The sequence below is a fragment of the Microbacterium sp. Ru50 genome, assembly GCF_002920555.1.
GTDB classification, from domain to species: Bacteria; Actinomycetota; Actinomycetes; order Actinomycetales; family Microbacteriaceae; genus Microbacterium; species Microbacterium arborescens.
The window spans coordinates 1,996,213-2,014,505 of the sequence record NZ_PQSV01000001.1; the positions used below are offsets into that span (position 1 = coordinate 1,996,213).

At 68.7% G+C, this 18,293-nt stretch carries 20 protein-coding genes and 1 tRNA gene; 12 read left to right on the forward strand and 9 right to left on the reverse strand.

Features of this window, described 5'->3' with window-relative positions:
* Nucleotides 1-27 precede the first annotated feature (27 nt).
* Both C3481_RS09380 and C3481_RS09385 read right to left on the reverse strand, forming a co-directional pair.
* Complete coding sequence (locus C3481_RS09380) at nucleotides 28-315, reverse strand: hypothetical protein (protein ID WP_088379733.1); 288 nt, start codon at nucleotides 313-315, stop codon at nucleotides 28-30.
* Nucleotides 316-584: 269 nt separating this feature from the next.
* Nucleotides 585-668 (reverse strand) — tRNA-Leu (locus C3481_RS09385).
* Between the two features lie 141 nt (nucleotides 669-809).
* Here C3481_RS09385 and C3481_RS09390 point away from each other — a divergent pair.
* The 7 genes from C3481_RS09390 to pknB all read left to right on the forward strand — a co-directional run bounded on the left by C3481_RS09390 (nucleotide 810) and on the right by pknB (nucleotide 9,781).
* Nucleotides 810-1,550, forward strand: a complete 741-nt coding sequence (locus tag C3481_RS09390) for a DUF3662 and FHA domain-containing protein (RefSeq protein WP_023953398.1) — start codon at nucleotides 810-812, stop codon at nucleotides 1,548-1,550.
* Nucleotides 1,547-2,104: an FHA domain-containing protein gene (locus C3481_RS09395; RefSeq protein WP_064955281.1), complete on the forward strand. Its 558-nt coding sequence runs from the start codon at nucleotides 1,547-1,549 to the stop codon at nucleotides 2,102-2,104. Before C3481_RS09390 ends, C3481_RS09395 begins: the two co-directional genes overlap by 4 nt.
* Nucleotides 2,105-2,113: 9 nt before the next feature.
* Nucleotides 2,114-3,349, forward strand: coding sequence for a PP2C family serine/threonine-protein phosphatase (locus C3481_RS09400; protein WP_023953400.1), 1,236 nt, complete (start codon nucleotides 2,114-2,116; stop codon nucleotides 3,347-3,349).
* Between the two features lie 56 nt (nucleotides 3,350-3,405).
* Entirely contained in the window at nucleotides 3,406-4,731 is a 1,326-nt protein-coding gene (locus tag C3481_RS09405; RefSeq protein ID WP_081731842.1) for an FtsW/RodA/SpoVE family cell cycle protein, read from the forward strand.
* Nucleotides 4,728-6,185, forward strand: a complete 1,458-nt coding sequence (locus C3481_RS09410) for a penicillin-binding protein 2 (protein WP_103841803.1) — start codon at nucleotides 4,728-4,730, stop codon at nucleotides 6,183-6,185. Before C3481_RS09405 ends, C3481_RS09410 begins: the two co-directional genes overlap by 4 nt.
* Nucleotides 6,182-8,020: a serine/threonine-protein kinase gene (locus C3481_RS09415; RefSeq protein ID WP_103841805.1), complete on the forward strand. Its 1,839-nt coding sequence runs from the start codon at nucleotides 6,182-6,184 to the stop codon at nucleotides 8,018-8,020. The genes C3481_RS09410 and C3481_RS09415 overlap by 4 nt, the downstream gene beginning before the upstream one ends.
* 120 nt (nucleotides 8,021-8,140) lie before the next feature.
* Nucleotides 8,141-9,781, forward strand: a complete 1,641-nt coding sequence (gene pknB, locus C3481_RS09420; protein ID WP_374754855.1) for a Stk1 family PASTA domain-containing Ser/Thr kinase — start codon at nucleotides 8,141-8,143, stop codon at nucleotides 9,779-9,781.
* Between the two features lie 18 nt (nucleotides 9,782-9,799).
* On the opposite strand, the gene C3481_RS09425 is transcribed toward pknB, so the two are convergent.
* From C3481_RS09425 to C3481_RS09435, 4 genes are all read right to left on the reverse strand, one after another.
* Nucleotides 9,800-10,441, reverse strand: coding sequence for an aminodeoxychorismate/anthranilate synthase component II (locus C3481_RS09425; protein ID WP_103841807.1), 642 nt, complete (start codon nucleotides 10,439-10,441; stop codon nucleotides 9,800-9,802).
* Complete coding sequence (locus tag C3481_RS16425) at nucleotides 10,438-10,596, reverse strand: hypothetical protein (protein WP_023953408.1); 159 nt, start codon at nucleotides 10,594-10,596, stop codon at nucleotides 10,438-10,440. Before C3481_RS16425 ends, C3481_RS09425 begins: the two co-directional genes overlap by 4 nt.
* Nucleotides 10,596-11,303, reverse strand: coding sequence for a class E sortase (locus C3481_RS09430; RefSeq protein ID WP_308457281.1), 708 nt, complete (start codon nucleotides 11,301-11,303; stop codon nucleotides 10,596-10,598). Before C3481_RS09430 ends, C3481_RS16425 begins: the two co-directional genes overlap by 1 nt.
* An 80-nt stretch (nucleotides 11,304-11,383) precedes the next feature.
* Nucleotides 11,384-11,803, reverse strand: a complete 420-nt coding sequence (locus C3481_RS09435) for a hypothetical protein (protein ID WP_088379737.1) — start codon at nucleotides 11,801-11,803, stop codon at nucleotides 11,384-11,386.
* Nucleotides 11,804-11,930: 127 nt separating this feature from the next.
* Here C3481_RS09435 and C3481_RS09440 point away from each other — a divergent pair, with 127 nt between their 5' ends.
* On the forward strand, nucleotides 11,931-12,170 hold the full coding sequence (locus C3481_RS09440) for a cell division protein CrgA (protein WP_023953414.1): 240 nt from the start codon (nucleotides 11,931-11,933) through the stop codon (nucleotides 12,168-12,170).
* Nucleotides 12,171-12,246: 76 nt separating this feature from the next.
* Here the strand turns inward: C3481_RS09440 and C3481_RS09445 are convergent, their stop codons facing one another.
* Together C3481_RS09445 and C3481_RS09450 are read right to left on the reverse strand one after the other, a co-directional pair.
* Entirely contained in the window at nucleotides 12,247-13,146 is a 900-nt protein-coding gene (locus C3481_RS09445; RefSeq protein ID WP_023953416.1) for a rhomboid family intramembrane serine protease, read from the reverse strand.
* Nucleotides 13,147-13,154: 8 nt separating this feature from the next.
* Nucleotides 13,155-13,712, reverse strand: coding sequence for a peptidylprolyl isomerase (locus C3481_RS09450; RefSeq protein WP_036304728.1), 558 nt, complete (start codon nucleotides 13,710-13,712; stop codon nucleotides 13,155-13,157).
* A 92-nt stretch (nucleotides 13,713-13,804) separates the two neighbouring features.
* Between C3481_RS09450 and C3481_RS09455 the strand changes: the two genes are divergently transcribed.
* Entirely contained in the window at nucleotides 13,805-14,383 is a 579-nt protein-coding gene (locus C3481_RS09455) for a hypothetical protein (RefSeq protein WP_023953420.1), read from the forward strand.
* 5 nt (nucleotides 14,384-14,388) lie between these two features.
* Complete coding sequence (locus C3481_RS09460; RefSeq protein ID WP_064955286.1) at nucleotides 14,389-14,874, forward strand: aminoacyl-tRNA deacylase; 486 nt, start codon at nucleotides 14,389-14,391, stop codon at nucleotides 14,872-14,874.
* Here the strand turns inward: C3481_RS09460 and C3481_RS09465 are convergent.
* Nucleotides 14,852-16,312, reverse strand: coding sequence for an MFS transporter (locus C3481_RS09465; RefSeq protein ID WP_103841809.1), 1,461 nt, complete (start codon nucleotides 16,310-16,312; stop codon nucleotides 14,852-14,854). The genes C3481_RS09460 and C3481_RS09465 overlap by 23 nt on opposite strands.
* Before the next feature lie 65 nt (nucleotides 16,313-16,377).
* Here C3481_RS09465 and C3481_RS09470 point away from each other — a divergent pair, with 65 nt between their 5' ends.
* Together C3481_RS09470 and C3481_RS09475 are read left to right on the forward strand one after the other, a co-directional pair.
* Entirely contained in the window at nucleotides 16,378-17,013 is a 636-nt protein-coding gene (locus C3481_RS09470; RefSeq protein WP_219817648.1) for a TetR/AcrR family transcriptional regulator, read from the forward strand.
* A 131-nt stretch (nucleotides 17,014-17,144) separates the two neighbouring features.
* The gene (locus tag C3481_RS09475) at nucleotides 17,145-18,257 is read left to right on the forward strand and encodes a S1 family peptidase (RefSeq protein ID WP_258039075.1); all 1,113 of its coding nucleotides are present in this window, start codon (nucleotides 17,145-17,147) and stop codon (nucleotides 18,255-18,257) included.
* Nucleotides 18,258-18,293: the final 36 nt, after the last annotated feature.

Below are 18,293 nucleotides of genomic sequence, written 5' to 3' on the forward strand. Positions count from 1 at the left end.
CGGGCATGCGGATCAGACGACCCGTGCCTATATGCGATCGCTCTCCCCCGTCGCTCGCCGAAAGCTCGGGATGACGTCGAAGTCTGACCAGAGGGCCTTCTCTACGACTGTGAACAGTCGCTCGCCCTGCTCCAGCCACTCGCTGCGGTGCTCGTCGGAACGCCACGCTGTCGGGAATACGTATCCCACCTCGAACCGTTCCTGCCAAAGCATGAGGTCTCGGACCACGTCCTCGGGGAGGCGACGAGCGATGTCTTCCACGGCACCGCTGCTCTCCGGCCAGAGCGACAAGATACAGCCGTAGTCGGGCTCCATTTGACCGCCGGTACCCCGCCAGCTTCTCGGCGACGCGAGCGATCGAGAGCTTCCTGATCGGTCGCGAAGTCGGGCACGATGACTTCCAGCCACGTCTGCGGATCGACGATCGTCCTCTGCATGCCCATGGGGTGATGCTACGAGCCCTCGGTCGCCCTCCCCCGCATCGAGCGGGCTCATCGACATCGAGTCCGGTCAAGCCCGCCAGACCCCCACGAACGCCGAAGGCCTCCGCCGGTTTCCCGGTCGGAGGCCTTCGTCTCACTGTGTGCGCGAGGGGGGACTTGAACCCCCACGCCCTTGCGGGCACTGGCACCTGAAGCCAGCGCGTCTACCTATTCCGCCACTCGCGCGAGAACGTGTTTCCACGAACTCAACTTCCCGAGGATATCACGCCGACGGCGGCTCTTGAGCCGCGATCCGAGGCCCAATGCATGGTCCGTTCAGCCTCGCTGACTACGATGAAGCAACCATCCGCCTGCCTGAGGAGCCCAGTGGGACTACTTGACAGCTTCGAGAAGGGTCTCGAGCGTGCCGTCAACGGCGCCTTCGCCAAGACCTTCCGCAGCGGCGTCCAGCCGGTGGAGATCGCCTCGGCCCTCCGCAGCGAACTCGACAAGAAGGCCGCGGTCGTCAGCCGCGACCGCATCCTCGTTCCGAACGCCTTCACGGTGCGCCTGTCCGACAACGACGCCGAGCGCATGAACGCGATCGGACCCGCTCTCCTCGACGAGCTGCGCGGAATGGTCGAGAAGCACGCGAAGGCGCAGGGCTACTCGTTCTCGGGCGCCGTGACCGTGACGCTCCAGGCTGACCCGCAGCTGTCGACCGGCACCGTCCGCGTCGACTCCACCTCTGACGCGGGCGCCCGCGTGTCGTGGCAGGCCGTGCTCGACATCGACGGGACGCGGCATCCGATCGTCGCGGCCCGCACCGTCATCGGGCGCGGCAGCGACGCCGACATCACGATCCCGGATGCCGGAACCAGCCGGAAGCACGTCGAGATCCTCTGGGACGGCGAGCGCGCCATGGTGCGCGACCTCGGTTCCACCAACGGCACCCAGCTCAACGGCTCGCGCGTCAGCGAGGCCGCTCTGCCGTCGGACGGCGTCGTGCGGATCGGTCGCACCGACATCGTCTTCCGCGTCGTCCCGCAGGCTCAGGCTCCCGCACGTCCGCGGATGTCGGCGGCCGACGCGACCCGCATGTACGACACCCGAGGTGACGTCCGATGAGTCCGCTGACCCTCCTGCTGCTGCAGATCGGCTTCCTGGTCCTGCTGTGGTTCTTCGTCTTCGCCGTCGTGTACTCGCTGCGCGCCGACCTGTTCGGCGTCAAGGTGCGCAAGCTCCCCGAGCCGGCCGCCGCCGGTGCCGCGCCCGCGGCGAGCCCCGCGGTCACCCGTCCGCCCACGTCGTCTCCGGATGCCGCGACCGCCGCAGTCGGCGCCGTCGGCACGCCCGCGCCGGCGGGCAAGGGCGGAAAGGCGACGACCGACGCCGTGTCGCGCATCGTCATCACGAGCGGCCCCAAGGCGGGCCTCGAGCTTCCGCTCGGCTCCGAGCCGCTGACCATCGGCCGCTCGAGCGAGTCGGGTCTCGTCATCCGCGACGACTACACGTCGAGCCACCACGCGCGCCTGGTGCTGTGGGGCAACCAGTGGATGATCCAGGACCTCGATTCGACCAACGGCACGTGGCACGACGGCGAGCGCGTCGCTTCTCCGGTTCCGGTCGTCGTGGGAGCGCCGATCAAGGTCGGCGCGACGACGTTCGAACTGCGGAAGTAGCCCGCACGCATGGTTTTCCAGGGCTCCAGCGCCGCCATCTCGCATACCGGGAAGGTGCGCTCGAACAACCAGGACTCGGGCTTCTGCGGCTCGAACCTGTTCGTCGTCGCCGACGGCATGGGCGGGCACGCGGGCGGTGACGTCGCGTCGAGCCTGGCGGTGCGACGGCTCGAGAGCCTCGACCACGCGTTCTCGTCGACCACCGAGGCAGAAGCTGCTCTCCGTGAGGCTCTGGCCGACACGGCAGCCGAACTGATCAGCACCGTCAAGGTGCGCCCCGAGCTCGCCGGCATGGGCACCACCGTCAGCGCGCTCGTCATGGTCGACGAGTACGCCGTGATCGCCCACATCGGCGATTCGCGCCTCTACCTCTTCCGCGACGGGACGCTCACCCAGATCACGACGGACCACACCTTCGTGCAGCGCCTGGTCGACTCGGGTCGCATCACCCCGGAGGAGGCCCGGTATCACCCGCGCCGTTCGGTGCTGATGCGCGTGCTCGGCGACATGGACCCCGATCCCGAGATCGACACGTTCATCATGCCCACGCAGCCCGGCGACCGGTGGCTGCTGTGCTCCGACGGACTGTCGGGCGTCGTCGACGACGCGCACACCGCGAAGGCGCTCGGGCAGGGCTGGGCCCCCGGTCGCACTGCCGACAGCCTCCTCAAGCAGGCCCTCGACGGCGGAGCGCCCGACAACGTCACGATCGTCATCGTCGACGTCGGAGGTCAGCACCCGCTGTTCAGCGGACCGCCGACGGTCGTGGGGTCGGCGTCGCACCCGCTCGGCATCGAGGTGCCCGCCGCTCGCCCGCAGCGCAGCAGCTGGCTGCATCCTGCTCGGCAGGCCGCGAACGAACCGACGCACTTCGAACCGGCCGCAGAGTTCCTCGAGGAACTGATCGAGGAGGACCGCCGCCGCGCACGCCGGCGCCGGCTCACCTGGTTCGCGGGCTTCATCGTCATCCTCGCGGCGATCGGCGTCGTGCTGTTCGGCGCCTACAGCTGGACGCAGACCCGCTTCTTCGTGGGCGTCGACGAGGACACGGTCGTGATCTACCGCGGCATCCCGCCGAGCATCGGACCGATCTCGCTCTCCTCGCCCGAAGAGGACACCGGGATCGCCCTCGCCGACCTGGCTCCGTACCAGTTGGACCTGGTCAAGCAGACGATCACGGCCGACTCGCTCGCCGAGGCGCGAGCCATCGTCGAGAACCTGCGCGTGGACGGAGGATCATCGTGACCGGCACCGCCGTCTCGGCCGACACCTCGGTCATCAAGGCGCTGCGCAAACTGCGGATGCCGCAGACGCAGCGCAACCGCGAGCTCGGCTTGCTGCTCTTCGCGTTCATCATCAACGCCGCCGCGCTCGCGCTCGTGCAGCTCGGCAAGAACGACGCGATCGACTCCTCGTTCCTGATCTACTGCGCCGTGCTCGACGCGCTCGCGCTGGCGATCCACGTGGTGCTGCGCCTGCGGGCACGCGACGCCGATCCCTTCGTCGTCCCGATCGCGACGCTGCTGTCGGGCATCGGCATCGCCATGATCTACCGGATCGACCTCGAGGGCACGTCCGAAGGCTGGGACATGCTGGCCGTGCGTCAGATCGTCTGGTGCGCGATCGCCCTCGTGGCAGCGCTCATCGTGGTCATCGCCCTGCGCAACTACCGGGTGCTGTTCCGGTACACCTACGTCTTCGGGTTCGCCGGCATCGCCCTGCTGCTCCTGCCGTTCATCCCCGGCCTGGGTGTCGAGGCCGGCGCCGACGTCTGGGTGTCCATCGGCGGAATCGTCTCGTTCCAGCCGGGAGAGCTGGCGAAGATCGCCCTGGCGATCTTCTTCGCGGGTTACCTCGTGCGCACGCGCGAATCGCTCACATCGGTCGGCACCCGTTTCCTCGGCATCACGTGGCCACGCGCCCGCGAGCTCGGCCCGGTGCTGGTCATCTGGGTGATCTCGCTCGGGATCATCGTGCTCCAGCGCGACCTCGGTACCGGAACCCTGATCTTCGGCATGTTCATCGCGATGCTGTACGTCGCGACCGGCAAGACGAGCTGGGTGATGATCGGCCTGAGCCTCGTGGTTGCCGGCGGTGCGATCGCCTCGCAGGTGCTCCCCTATGTCAAGGGACGATTCCAGAACTGGCTGAACCCGTTCGACCCGGCGAACATCGACGCCGCCGGAGGCAGCTTCCAGCTCGTCAACGGCCTCTACGGTCTCGCGAAGGGCGGCTTCATCGGCACGGGACTCGGCCAGGGCCGCCCGTGGATGACGCCACTCTCGCAGAGCGACTACATCTTCCCCAGCCTCGGTGAGGAGCTGGGCCTCATCGGCCTCTTCGCCCTGCTGTGCCTCTACATGGTCTTCACGAGCCGCGGCGTGCGCATCGGCCTGGCCGGTCAGGACGACTTCGGCAAGCTGCTCGCGACCGGCCTGTCGTTCACGATCGCGCTGCAGGTTTTCATCATGGTCGGCGGTGTGACGCGCGTCATCCCCCTCACGGGCCTGACCACGCCGTTCCTGGCTGCCGGCGGCTCGTCCCTCGTGGCCAACTGGATCATCGTGGCCCTCCTCCTCCGCATCTCGGATGCGGTTCGCTCTCGACCCCGGGTGGTGATCGGATGACCAAGGAACTGCGGCGACTCAGCTTCGTGATGCTGGCGATGTTCCTCGCGCTGTTCATCTCGACCAGCTGGATCCAGGTGATCCAGGCCCAGGCGCTGAACGAGAACCCGGGCAACCGGCGAACGCTGTACGACTCGTTCGAGGTTCAGCGCGGCTCGATCATCGCGGGCGGATCGGTCGTGGCGGCATCCGTGCCGAGCGGCGACCTCTACACATGGCAGCGGCAGTACACGGATGCCGCCATGTGGGCGCCCATCACGGGATGGATCAACCCGGTCCTGGGGTCTTCGTCGGGCATTGAGCAGATCATGAACCAGTCGCTCTCGGGCACCGATGACACGCAGTTCCTCGCCCGCCTCGAGCAGATCATCTCGGGTGCACCCGCGCGCGGGTCGAACGTGCTGCTCACGATCGACCCCCAGATCCAGCAGGCCGCGTTCGACGCCCTGCAGGGGTACGAAGGCGCCGTCATCGCGAGCGACCCGTCCACCGGACGCATCCTCGCGATGGTGACGAGCCCGAGCTTCGACACCAACCTTCTCGCGTCGCACGACTCGGCCGGCGTCAACGCCGCGTACGACGAGCTCGCGGCGGACCCGCTGAAGCCGCTGTTCAACCGCGCGATCGGCGGCGACCTCAATCCGCCGGGATCGACCTTCAAGCTGGTGGTGACCTCGGCTGCACTCTCTTCGGGCAAGTACACGCCCGAGTCGACGTTCCCGAATCCCGCGACCTGGACCATTCCGGGAACGAGCAACACGCTCCACAACTTCGACCTGGGCACGTGCGGTCCGGGCGAGACCGTGACGCTCGCAACCGCGCTGCGGCTCAGCTGCAACATCCCGATGGCCGAGCTCGCCGTCGAGCTCGGAGACGACGCCATCCGCGAAGAGGCCGAGAAGTTCGGCTTCAACAGCGAGATGGAGATCCCGCTCCCGGCCGCCGCATCCGAGTACCCCCGCGGACTGAACGACGCCCGCACGGCGCTCTCCGGCTTCGGGCAGGGCGACGTCACCGCGACACCGCTGCAAATCAACCAGGTCTCGGCAGGCATCGCGAACGGCGGGATGGTGATGAAACCGCAGTTGCTCGACTCCGTCGTCGCACCCGATCTGACCGTGCAGGAGAAGTTCGAGCCGAGCGAGTTCCAACGCGCTCTCAGCACGGATGTCGCTGAGCAGATGCGCACGCTCATGGTCGCCAATGTCCGTGACGGTGCGGCGAGCGGTGCAAGAATAGACGGCGTCGATGTCGCCGGAAAAACGGGCACTGCGGAGCACGGTCCAGGCGATCCGTACACGTTGTGGTTCACCGGCTTCGCGCCGGCGGACAACCCCCAGGTGGCCGTCACAGTGATGGTCGAGAACGGGGGCGGCCAGGGGCAGGCCGGGACGAGCAGCGGGATCGCAGCCCCCATTGCGAAGAAGGTTATCGAGGCGGTGCTGAACAGATGAGACCCATGCAAGGCGTGAGCTTCGGCGGGCGTTACGAACTGGATTCGCGGATCGCGATCGGCGGTATGGGCGAGGTGTGGGAAGCCACTGACCACGTCATCGGCCGCACCGTCGCGATCAAGATCCTCAAAGACGAGTACATGGGCGACCCCGGGTTCCTCGAGCGCTTCCGCGCCGAGGCCCGCCACGCCGCACTCGTGAACCACGAGGGCATCGCGAGCGTCTTCGACTACGGCGAGGAGAACGGCAGCGCGTTCCTCGTGATGGAGCTCGTTCCCGGTGAGGCACTGTCCACGATCCTCGAGCGTGAAGGCTCGCTGTCGTCGGACAAGACGCTCGACATCGTCGCCCAGACCGCGTCGGCCCTGCAGGCCGCTCACGCGGCGGGCCTCGTGCACCGCGACATCAAGCCGGGCAACCTGCTCATCACGCCCGACGGTCGCGTGAAGATCACCGACTTCGGCATCGCGCGCATCGCCGACCAGGTGCCGCTGACTGCGACCGGTCAGGTCATGGGCACGGTGCAGTACCTCTCCCCCGAGCAGGCCTCGGGGCACCCGGCATCCCCGGCGACCGACATCTACTCGCTCGGCATCGTCGCGTACGAGTCCGTCGCGGGCAAGCGCCCGTTCACGGGCGAGTCGCAGGTCGCGATCGCCATGGCGCAGATCAACGAGCAGCCCCCGCCGCTTCCCGCCACCGTCTCCGACCCGGTGCAGAGGCTCATCCTCGCGATGATCGCCAAGAAGCCCGACGACCGTCCGGCCTCCGCGTCGGCCGTCGCGCGCGCGGCATCCGCTCTCCGCCGCGGCGATCTGGCGGCCGCCCACGCCGCCGTCCCGGCGATCGTGGCCGGTGCCGGCACGAGCGACGTGACGCAGCTGCTCCCCGCCGAAGGAGGCGACACCGCGACGCTGCTGCTCCCGGCCGGGGCCGCCGCGGCCGGTGCCGGGCTCGCGGCCGCGGGTGCGGCGGGCGCCGCGTCCGAAGCGGCCGCCGTGGACGACAACCTGACCGAGACCCCCAAGCGCAAGCGCAGCCGGTGGACGTGGCCCCTCGTCGCTCTCATCGCCCTGCTCGTCATCGTGCTCGGCGGCACCCTGTTCGCCCTGCTGACCGGCAACGGCGACCCCGAGCCCGCTCCCACGACGCCGACCGAGTCGGCGCCCTCGACCCCGGCCAACACGCCGTCGACCCCGGCGAGTCCGAGCGCGGCAACGACGATCAACGTCGACGGGCTGGGGCTGACGGGGCGTTCGTGCGAGGACGCCCTCGCGGTCGCCGCTCGCGCGGGCCTCGAGAACGTCACCTGCGCACCCGGGAACCCCGCTCCGAGCGAGGACCAGGTCGGACAGGTCTACGACGTCGTCCCGCTCGGCAACGTCAAGGCCACCGATTCGGTGACCCTGACCTCGTACGCGGAGCAGAGCCCGCTCGGCGCACCCTCCGCTCCGACGATCCAGTCCAACGGTCAGACCGCCACCAGCGTCACCGCCGGCTCCACCGTGCAGGTGATGTGGTCGAGCTACTCCTGCCCGGCAGGTCTCACGCCTTCGGAGTACCGCTTCACGGTCTCGGGCGGCACGTTCGGCAACGGCCAGACCACCTCGAGCTTCAGCCTGAACCAGCGTCCCGCGCCGGTCACGGTCGGAGACTCCGGCGCGCTCTCCGTCACCTACACCGTGACCTGTGCGGGTGAGAGCGGCGACCGCACGTCGCCCGCCTCCCCCGAGGCGGCCGCCACGATTCAAACGGCGCCTTCTCCGACCCCCAGCCAGAACGGCAACGGCGGCAACAACGGTGGCGGAAACGGCAACGGCGGAAACGACGACTGACCCGGTTCGACCATGAGTCCCACATCCGAGTACGAGTCGAACGCAGGGAGTGACGTGTCGGCAGAGCAACGTGTGCTGTCAGGACGCTACCGCATCGACGAGCCCATCGGGCGCGGCGGAATGGCGAGCGTGTTTCGGGGATACGACGTGACCCTCGGGCGCGACGTGGCCATCAAGGTGCTCAAGCGCGAGCTGGCGGACGACCCCGGTTTCCGCATGCGGTTCCGTCTGGAGGCCCAGGCGGCATCGCGGATGGCCCACCCGTCGATCGTGCGCGTGTTCGACGCCGGGGAGGATACCGAGATCGACCCAGACGGCAGCGAGCACTCCGTGCCGTACATCGTCATGGAGCTCGTGACGGGCCGCCTGCTCAAGGACATGGTCGAAGCCGGACCGCTCTCCGAGGAGGACGCCGTGCGCTACGTCGACGGCATCCTCGAGGCCCTCGAGTACTCGCACCGCGCCGGGGTCGTGCACCGCGACATCAAGCCCGGGAACGTCATGATCACCGACGCCGGGAACGTCAAGGTGATGGACTTCGGCATCGCCCGTGCAGTTTCGGACTCGTCGTCCACGGTTGCCGAGACGACCGCGATCATCGGCACGGCCGCCTACTTCTCCCCCGAGCAGGCCAAGGGCGAGCCCGTCGACGCGCGCGCCGACCTCTACTCGACGGGTGTCGTGCTCTACGAGCTGCTCACCGGCCGCGCGCCCTTCCGGGGCGAGACGCCGGTGGCGGTCGCCTACCAGCACGTCAGCGAGGCGCCGCTGCCGCCGTCGGAGATCGTCGACGAGGTACCGCGGGCGCTCGATGCGGTCGTGCTGCGTGCCCTCGCGAAGAGTCCGTTCCAGCGATTCCAGGACGCCACGGAGTTCCGGGCCGCGCTCGACCAGGCGGTCGGCGGCAAGCAGCCGACGAAGCGTCAGATGGGCGCTCTTGCGAGCGAGCTGTACGGACCGGATCCGCGTCACGCGGCCGAGACGGCGCGGTCGCTGCGTCAGCTCAGCACCGACAACACCATGCGCCGTACGCAGTCCGGCCCGCCCGTGAGCTGGATCTGGGCCGGCGTTGCAGTACTGGCGGCGCTGCTGATCGCGGTGCTCATCTGGGTGCTCGCCTTCCGCGACACCGGGACGACCGTTCCCAGCACCTCGCGCACCGTCCCCGAGGTCTCCGGGAAGTCCTGGGACCTCGCGGAGAACCTGATCGAAGAGGCGGAGCTCGATCCCGTCCGCTCCGACCGCAGCGACGACGCGGTGCCGGCAGGCGACGTCATCGGCACCGAACCGGCCGCGGGTATCACCCTGTCCCCCGGACAGCGCGTCACCGTCTACGTCTCGACCGGCCAGGAGATGGCCACCGTCCCGACGCTGCAGAACCTCTCACGCACCGAAGCGACCGAGGCGCTGCAGCGCGCCGGACTGCAACTGGGAACCGTGCGATCCCGCAACGATCCGACCCTGCCCGCCGGCACGGTCATCGAGGCCTCCGCTCCCGAGGGCTCAGCGCTCGCGATGGGATCGTCGGTGAACCTCGTGGTCGCGAGCGGCACCGTGACCCTGGTCGACCTCACCGGGTACACCGTCGAGGCAGCCGAGCGCGAGCTCCAGCAGGAGTCGCGTCAGCTGATCCCCGAGGTGGTCGAGGATCCGGGCTGTGCCGCGGATGCCGGCGGACGCACGGTCTCGTCGCAGTCGCTTGCACCGGGCGAGGTGCCGATCGGATCGACGGTCACCCTCCGGGTCTGCACCGGCAGCTGAGAGCAGCGCCTCGTCCGATCAGGCAGCGCCGACATCCCGTCGATGCGGATGCAGCCGGGCGCCACGCTCCCGCGCGGTGATCAGCCCGAGCGAGCCCAGCCAGTTTCCCAGCATCCGGTATCCGCCCTGAGTCAGCACGGACTCAGGGTGGAACTGGACGCCGACGATGGGTGCGACTCGGTGGGCGATCGCCATGACGGTGCCGCCCGGGGCCAGCGCGGTCACCCGCAGCTCGGCCGGCAGCGTCGCTGGGTCGACGGCGAGGGAGTGGTACCTGCCCGCCGTGAAGGTGTCGGGCAGTCCGTCGAAGAGGAACGACCCGTCGTGCCGCACGTCCGAGGTCATCCCGTGCATGAGCTCCGGCGCCTCGCCCACGGTGGCACCGAAGGCGACGGCGATCGCCTGATGACCGAGACACACCCCGAGCATGGGAACCGCGGATGCCGCGGCCGCCCGTACGACGGCGATCGATGCACCCGCGTCCTCGGGAGTCCCGGGCCCGGGCGACACGAGGACGCCGTCGTAGCCTGTCAGGACGCGTGAGGGGTCGTGGACGGCATCCGACTCCACCATCTCGGTCTCGGCGCCGAGTTCACGCAGATAGCCGACGAGGGTGTGGATGAAGCTGTCGTGATTGTCGATCACGAGGACGGCGGTCACCCTACCGTCGACTCCTCGCCGGGGGCGAAGAACGGCGCGACGGCGGGGAACACCCAGAAGAAGAGTGCGTAGACGGCCGCGGCCGCGAGGATGAGCAGGAAGACCACCCGGAGCCACCACGGCCCGGGGAGAACTCGCCACAGCGCTCCGTACATCAGGCGGAGACTCCCTCTGTCAGCGACGCCGGCGGTCCCGCCGAGGTCGGGGTGAACTCTTCGAAGACCGCATACGAGATGATGCGCTCGAGCATGTTGAGCTTCGGCGCGCAGCTCGTGAGGGTGAGGTACTTGCCGTTGGCGCTGACATCCACCTGCTGCGGAACCGGGTTGAGCACCTCGATGGCGGTGTCCTGCACGTACTCGACGTTCCGGAAGCGGTAGGTGTACCAGCCGTCCTGGGTCTGAATGACGATCGCGTCGCCGACGACGAGCCGGTCGACCGGGTCGAAGGGCGCACCGGAAGTCCAGCGGTGCGCGGCGACCGCCATGTTGCCGTCGGCGCCCGGCATCGCCGATCCCTCGTAGTGACCGATGCGCCCCTGGTCGAGGATCGCCTTCTTGCCCGTGCCGTTGGCGATCGTGAACTGCCAGTCGGAACCGAAGCGCGGGACATACATGATGCCGAACTCGGCGCCCGGTTCGGGCTCGGCCATCACGGGAATCGCCGCAGGGTCTGCCGGCCCGGATTCTCCGGTGGGCGTCGGAGCCTCTTGCGCCTGCGTCTGCCACTGCTGCGCCAGCGCGGCGGCCTCGGCTTGCTTCTGCGATCCGATGATCATGTCGCCGAACCACATCTGCCAGCTCACGAAGAGCAGCATCACGACACCCGCGGTGAGGAGGAGCTCGCCGAACACGCTGATCACACTCGCGCGTCGCCGCGGACGCACCTGCGACCGACGTGAGCGTCGGGTCGGCGTACGGGTGCTCTGCACAGTCGCAGAGTTTATCCCTCGGCCCTGGAAGATCTCACTGTGGCGACGAGCCCACGGACCGAACCGGGCGTCGGCACGTCGATCCAGAGCCGGATGCTGCCGGTTCTGGCACCTGCGCCGTTCACGACGGCGGCTCCTCCGAGGTCATCGAGCAGCGGATGCATTTCGGCCGCGATCGACTGCGGCAGGTATCCGACGCCACGGCCGTTCGAGAAGGCGGCGACGTTGCCGCTGCCCCGAGATGCGTCCACCTCGGTACGCAGGACATAGGCACGCGGATGACGGCTCTGTCGCTCGCGGTCGTTGACCAGATAGTGGGTACGTTCCAGTCTCACCGCCCGTGACGGCAGTTGCCGAAGATCCGGCAGGTCATCGTGCCGGCTGACGCGACCGGTTACTGCGTGGACGATCTGTTCCCACCATGCGGGCATATCGGCCCCTCTCGATTCGGCATGCCGTCACCGAGGCGGAGCACTCCCCTACTTTCTCACGGCGGGCCTGTGGGAGTCCTGACGGGTGAGCCCGGGCGCTTCGAGGTCCGACGGCTAGGATTCTCCCATGGCATCTTCGAGCGACCACGACGACCCGACCGTGGAGCGACGCCCCGCAGATGACGCACCTAACCCGGTCTGGTTCAAGCCGATCATGCTGGGACTGATGCTCATCGGACTCGTGTGGGTGCTCGTCTTCTACCTGAGCAACTCCACCCTCCCCGTTCCCGGCATCGGCGGCTGGAACCTGGTGATCGGTTTCGGAATCGCCTTCGTGGGCTTCCTCATGACCACGCGGTGGCGCTGACCAGTTCTCCACATCGGGTGAATCACACCGGTGTGATTCCATCCCCACCTGGGGATAGACCTGTGGATAACTTTCGTCAGTACAGCGCGAGGGGCACGGCGAGCAGGGCGACCAAGGCCGCCGCGGTGGCGCCGAGCAACCAGATCTGGAGCTTCCGGCGCCGGATCGTCCGGGTGCGCGCGTAGATCAGTCCGACCAGAGCGCCCGCGGCCAGTCCGCCCACATGCGCCTGCCACGAGATCTGGACGCCGCCCCCGCCGCCGAGCCCGCTCGTGAGCAGGGGCAGGAACGTGATGACGAGGTTGATCCCGAGGACGACGGCGATGCCTGTGATGTTCGCGCCGATGTGACGGCCGATCACGAGCAAGGCGCCGAAGAGTCCGAAGATCGCGCCCGATGCTCCGACGACCGCGGACGTGAAGCCGAACAGGACGACCGCGACGGATCCCCCGAGGCCACTGAGCACGTAGAGCCACAGGAAACGACTGCGTCCGAGCATCGGTTCGAGGCTGCGCCCCAGCATCCACAGCGCGAGCATGTTGAGCCCGACGTGCCAGAAGCCGCTGTGCACGAACAGCACCGTGAACAGCCGCCATGGCTGGAAGGTCCCGCTGAACTGCGGGTAGAGCAGCGGCGGGTACAGCGCCAGAAGCGACTGCACCGCCGCGCCCGCGCCGGGAATGAGTCCCACGACGAAGGCGAAGAACGTCACGCCGATGATCCCGTACGTGACCAACGGCCGGGAATCGTCGGAGCGCACCGCACGCAGGATGCGCGGTGCACGGCGGGGACGCGGCGCGCCCGAGCTCTTCTGCTGATCACGCAGACATTCGGGGCAGATCACACCGACGGGCATCTGCGTCTGGCATTCCGCGCAGATGGTGCGCAGGCACCGCTGGCAGAGCACGAAGCTCTGTCGATCGGGATGCCGGTAACAGAAGTTGTCGGGGTTGCTCCGCAGCTCGGACGCGCTCACGTACCGCCTCAGACCGTGACGACGTCGATCGACGAGATGACCACCGGGTCGACCGGACGGTCCTGCGCGCCGGTCTTCACCGAGGCGATCGTGTCGACGACCTGACGCGACGCGTCATCCGCGACCTCGCCGAAGATGGTGTGCTTGCCCTGCAGCCAGGGGGTCGGGTCGGTGGTGATGAAGAACTGCGAGCCGTTCGTGCCCTCGGCCTTGCCGGTGATCGCGTTGCGGCGCAGTCCGGCGTTGGCCATGGCGAGGATGTAGGGCTTCTGGAAGTCCAGCTCGGGGCTGATCTCATCGTCGAAGTTGTAGCCGGGGCCGCCGATGCCCTGGCCGAGCGGGTCGCCGCCCTGGATCATGAAGTTCGGGATGATGCGGTGGAAGATGACGTCGGTGTAGAGCGCGCCCTCGCCGGGCTTGCCCGTGGCGGGGTCGGTCCACTCCTGCGAACCGTCGGCGAGGCCGATGAAGTTCTTCACCGTACGGGGGGCCTGGTCGCCGAAAAGGTTGACGACGATGTCGCCGTGGTTGGTGTGGATCGTCGCTACTGCGGTGTGCTGAGGCATGTGTGCCATTCTCGCACCTGTCAATGCCCTGCTGGCTGGAGCGCTCTCTGGCAAGATGAGGGAAAACGTCCCACGATGCAGGGAGGGCCCACGTGAGCCTCAGCCGCAAGCGCAAGAAGCAACTCCGCAAGCTCCAGAAGCAGGCGAACACCCTGTGGGAGTCGCAGCAGGTCCTGATGGGAGAGGCCGCCAAAGTCGCACGCGACGCCGGCCACCAGCTGGGCAACTACAACCGCGAGCACGTCAAGCCCGCCGTTCAGAACACCTACGAGCAGTACGCGGCGCCGTACGTCGACAAGAGCGTCCGCGCCACCCGCAAGGTGTACAACGGCGCCCTCATCCCCGCCGCTGGTGCCGTCGTGGGCGGCGCCCTCTCGGTGTGGGATGCCGCAAACGACACGCGTGAGCGCCTCGCCCACGGCCGCGGCGTCGACCTCGACCTGACGTCGGTCAAGAAGAAGGCCGCCAAGTACGGCAAGAAGGCGACGAAGAAGTTCCAGTCGCGTGCCGCACTGCCCGAGCCGAAGAAGAAGCGTGGCGCCGGTGGCGTCATCGCCCTGGTCCTCGGTGTCGCTGCCGCCGCCGGCGTGCTCTACGCCGCATGGCAGACGCTCCGCGCCGACGACGAGCTGTGGGTTGCCGACGACCCGCTGCGCGCTCCCGACGCCTGAATCGGATGACCGACGATCTCGAGCCCACGTCTCGGGTCCGCCTCGCTGCGGCCGAGCGTGGGCTCGATGTCGTCGTGCGACCGCGTCCGGACGCTTCCAGCCTCGATGAGGCCGCAGCGCTCCTCGGACTCGAGCCCGACGACATCGTGAAGACTCTCGTGGTCAAGCGCAGCGACGACACCTACTTGTTCGCGCTCGTCCCGGGCGACCGGGTGATCTCCTGGCCGAAGCTCCGGGCGCTCGTGGGAGTCAACAAGCTGCGCCTGCCCGAGCCTGAGCTCGCCCTGGCGGCCACCGGTTACGAACGCGGCACGATCGTGCCCATCGGCAGCACTCACGACTGGCCGGTCTTCGCCGATTCGTCCATCGCGGGCCGACGCATCGCGATGGGTGCCGGCGCGCACGGGTACAGCCTGTTCGTCGACGCCGATGCTCTCATCGCCGCCTACGGCGCGACTGTCGCCGACATCACCGAGCAGCGTTCGCTCTGACTGTGTCGGATCGCCCCGCCGCAGGTCGCAGTCTCCCCGACAGTGCGAGCGCGAGTGCCGCGAGCGCGGCGGTCACGGCGAAGACGGTCGCGATCGCTGAGTGAAGGCTCTCGGCCGCGCCGGCCGCTGACGCGACGATCGCTCCGCCCACGCCCGCGATGACGGCGGTGGCGAGCGTCTGAGCCAGTTGCAGCGCACTGCTGACCTGGCCCTGCTGTCCGTCGGGGGCCTGTTCCATCGTGTCCGTGGTCGACGCATTGAAGGCGATGCCCATGCCCAGTCCCCCGATGGCCCAGCCAGCGATCGCGCACCACCCGGGGACCGCCTCCACCAGAGCGGTGACGGCGATAGCGACTGTGCCGAGGAGGAGAACAGCCGCTCCCCCGGCAACCGCGCGCGAACGGCGACCGTGATGGCGACGGTCCCACCGGGCCTGGAGCAGCGAACCGGCCACCCAGGTCAGGGCGCCCGCTGAGAGCGCCAGGCCCGCCGCTGCCGGAGTCTGCCCGCGCAGTTCCTGGAACGCGAGCGGGAGGAACGCCTCGCTGCCGAAGTAGGCGCCACTGAGGAGCAGGCGAACGATCACGCCGGCTCCGAGACCGGCGCGGGCGGACAGCGTTCCCTCCGGCGTCACCCGGCGGAACGCGACGAGCGCGACGCCGAGCCCCAGGATCGCACCGACCGCCATCAGCACGAGGTCTGCGAGCAGCAGAGCCTGGAGCAGCAGCGCCGTTCCGAGGGTGAGCAGGAGCGAGCTGGCGAGGGGCCCACGCCACCACCGCGCTCCACGGGCGGTCGTCTTCTGCGCGTGAGCCGGGCCGGCGTCCGCCACCCGGCGCAGTCGCGGGAGGGTGAGCGCCATGGCCGCGATGATCAACGGGACCATCGCGACGAACACCCACCGCCAGCCCACGAGGTCGGCGGCTATCCCCGCCAGGAGCGGCCCGACGAGTGAGGGAATGGTCCACGCCGACGACAGCAACGCGAACATCTGCGCTCGGAGCGACTCCGGATATGCGCGCCCGATTGCGGTGTAGCTCGCAGCCATCACCGCCCCGACGCCGATTCCCTGGACCACCCGCCCGAGCAGGAAGAGCGACCACGAGCCCGAGACACCGGCGATCATGCACCCCGTGAGGAAGACCAGCATGCCGAGCGCCAGCGGACGCGCCGCTCCCCGCCGATCGGCCATGTGGCCCGCGGTCACGGTTCCCACGATGTTCGCGAGCATCAGCGCCGACAGCCCCCACCCGTAGGCGCCGAGCCCGTCGAGGTCGCGGGCGATCACGGGCAGCACGGTCGCGACACCGAGCGACTCGAAAGCGACCATTCCCACGGAGAGCAGGATGCCCGCGGTGAGCCCGCGGTGGCGGGCATCGAAGACCCCGCTCCGCGCAGTGGACGACGGCGACGACGCGCTCCCCCGATGTTCCGGCATCTCTGAAACCCTCCCCTGATTTACGTTTGATGTCAGAACACAATATAAACGACTATCGTGTGACCGTGGCTTCCTCCGCTTCCGATGCTCGCGACGCCCGCCCCAGCCGCGGCCGGCCTCGAGATCCGCGCATCGACGAGGCGATCCGGCGTGCGACGCTCGAGGTTCTCGCCGAGCGCGGTTACAGCGGCCTGACGCTCGAAGACGTCGCCGCGCGGGCGGGAACGAACACCCCGGCGCTTCGCCGCCGGTGGCGATCGCGACAGCACCTCATCGTCAGCGCGCTCTTGGACCGGCTGGGCGCGGCACCCACACCCGACACGGGATGCACCCGGTGCGACCTCATCGAGGGAATCGGCTCTCTCAGCCCGTCCTTCGACGCGGAGATGGGTCGCTCGGTCCTTCCGGCGCTCGTAGCGGACCTCGCGCACGACCCGGAGCTCGAGACGCAGTTCTTCGACCGGCTGTTCCATCCCCGCCGCGCCTCCAGCGAAGCGGCGCTACGGCGAGGCATCGAGCGCGGCGACATCCGCCCCGATGTCGACATCCCGCTGATCCTCGACACGCTCGCCGCGCCCGTCTATTACCGGATGCTGTTCGGGCACCTGCCGGTGACGCCGACGCTGGCCGAAGAGGTGGTGGCCGTGGTCATGGACGGGATCGCCATCAGCACGGGCGCGGAGAACCACGCGCACTCCTGACTTTCCGCAATTGTTGCGCGGGTTGTTACATTCCGTCCAAGTTTCCGAGCAGGCCCTTCGCAAAACGCTCTCAGGATGCTTTGATGCCAGTGGGTACCCACCATTCATTCCCCCCGATGGAAGGACATCCCGTGAAATCAACGACCCGTTCGGCTCTGGGCATCGCCGCCCTGGGCCTGGCATTCACGAGCATCATGACGGCTCCGGCGTCGGCTCAGACACCCGGGCCCGACGATGGTTCTGGTGGCGTCGATCCTGGCCTGCTCTCCGCGATGGCAGAAGAACTCGGCACGGACACCGCTGGCGCCCTCGACGTCCTCGCGTTTCAGGACACCGCGAACGCAACGACCGCCACACTCGCCGATGAGACGGGGGCCGCGTATGCGGGCTCGTGGCTCGACGAGTCGACCCGCACCGTCTATACGGCGGTGACGACCGCTGACGCGCGGCAGGCAGCCGAGAATGCGGGCGCCGTCCCCGTCGAGGTCACATACTCGATCGACGATCTCGAAGCGATCTCCGCCCGCCTGTCAGAAGGCGGACCCGTCGGCGACGTGACGTCGTGGTGGATCGACGTGACCACCAATCAGGTGGTCGTCGAGACTCTCGGGGATGCGGCGGCATCCGAGGTCGCGGCGCAGATCGGAGCCCCCGCGGACGCGGTGCGCGTGGAGACCACGGCCGAGGCGCCCGAGACGTTCGCGACCATCCAGGGCGGGATCGCCTACACGATCAACGGCACCTCGCGCTGCTCGGTCGGCTTCGCCGTCGAGGGCGGGTTCGTGACCGCCGGCCACTGCGGCCGGGCGGGGGCGTCGACGAACTACGGGACGTTCCGCGGCTCGAGCTTCCCGGGCGATGACTACGCCTGGGTCGCGACGCCGTCGCACACCCCCGTCGCGACCGTCTCCGACTACGCGGGCGGCGCCGTCGCCGTCGCCGGATCGACGCCCGCAGCCGTCGGCGCGACCGTATGCCGCTCCGGATCCACGACCGGCTGGCACTGCGGTCAGGTGCAGGCCTACAACAGCAGCGTCCGCTACGCGGAGGGCACCGTCTCGGGCCTCATCCGCACGTCGGTCTGCGCCGAGCGCGGAGACTCCGGCGGTTCGCTGCTCGCCGGGAACCAGGCGCAGGGCGTCACCTCCGGTGGATCGGGCAACTGCAGCACCGGCGGCACGACCTACTTCCAGCCGGTGAACGAGATCCTGCAGGCGTACGGTCTGAGGCTGCTCACGCGCTGACGTACGCGCCGGCGAAACAGTGACGCCGGGTATCCG

Bases quoted from the DNA above. Each gene is read 5' to 3' on its own strand.
- C3481_RS09380 (WP_088379733.1), bottom strand. From the start codon at position 315: ATGGAGCCCGACTACGGCTGTATCTTGTCGCTCTGGCCGGAGAGCAGC.
- C3481_RS09395 (WP_064955281.1), top strand. From the start codon at position 1,547: ATGAGTCCGCTGACCCTCCTGCTGCTGCAGATCGGCTTCCTGGTCCTG.
- C3481_RS09400 (WP_023953400.1), top strand. From the start codon at position 2,114: ATGGTTTTCCAGGGCTCCAGCGCCGCCATCTCGCATACCGGGAAGGTG.
- C3481_RS09405 (WP_081731842.1), top strand. From the start codon at position 3,406: ATGCCGCAGACGCAGCGCAACCGCGAGCTCGGCTTGCTGCTCTTCGCG.
- C3481_RS09410 (WP_103841803.1), top strand. From the start codon at position 4,728: ATGACCAAGGAACTGCGGCGACTCAGCTTCGTGATGCTGGCGATGTTC.
- C3481_RS09415 (WP_103841805.1), top strand. From the start codon at position 6,182: ATGAGACCCATGCAAGGCGTGAGCTTCGGCGGGCGTTACGAACTGGAT.
- pknB (WP_374754855.1), top strand. From the start codon at position 8,141: ATGGCGAGCGTGTTTCGGGGATACGACGTGACCCTCGGGCGCGACGTG.
- C3481_RS16425 (WP_023953408.1), bottom strand. From the start codon at position 10,596: ATGTACGGAGCGCTGTGGCGAGTTCTCCCCGGGCCGTGGTGGCTCCGG.
- C3481_RS09435 (WP_088379737.1), bottom strand. From the start codon at position 11,803: ATGCCCGCATGGTGGGAACAGATCGTCCACGCAGTAACCGGTCGCGTC.
- C3481_RS09440 (WP_023953414.1), top strand. From the start codon at position 11,931: ATGGCATCTTCGAGCGACCACGACGACCCGACCGTGGAGCGACGCCCC.
- C3481_RS09450 (WP_036304728.1), bottom strand. From the start codon at position 13,712: ATGCCTCAGCACACCGCAGTAGCGACGATCCACACCAACCACGGCGAC.
- C3481_RS09460 (WP_064955286.1), top strand. From the start codon at position 14,389: ATGACCGACGATCTCGAGCCCACGTCTCGGGTCCGCCTCGCTGCGGCC.
- C3481_RS09465 (WP_103841809.1), bottom strand. From the start codon at position 16,312: ATGCCGGAACATCGGGGGAGCGCGTCGTCGCCGTCGTCCACTGCGCGG.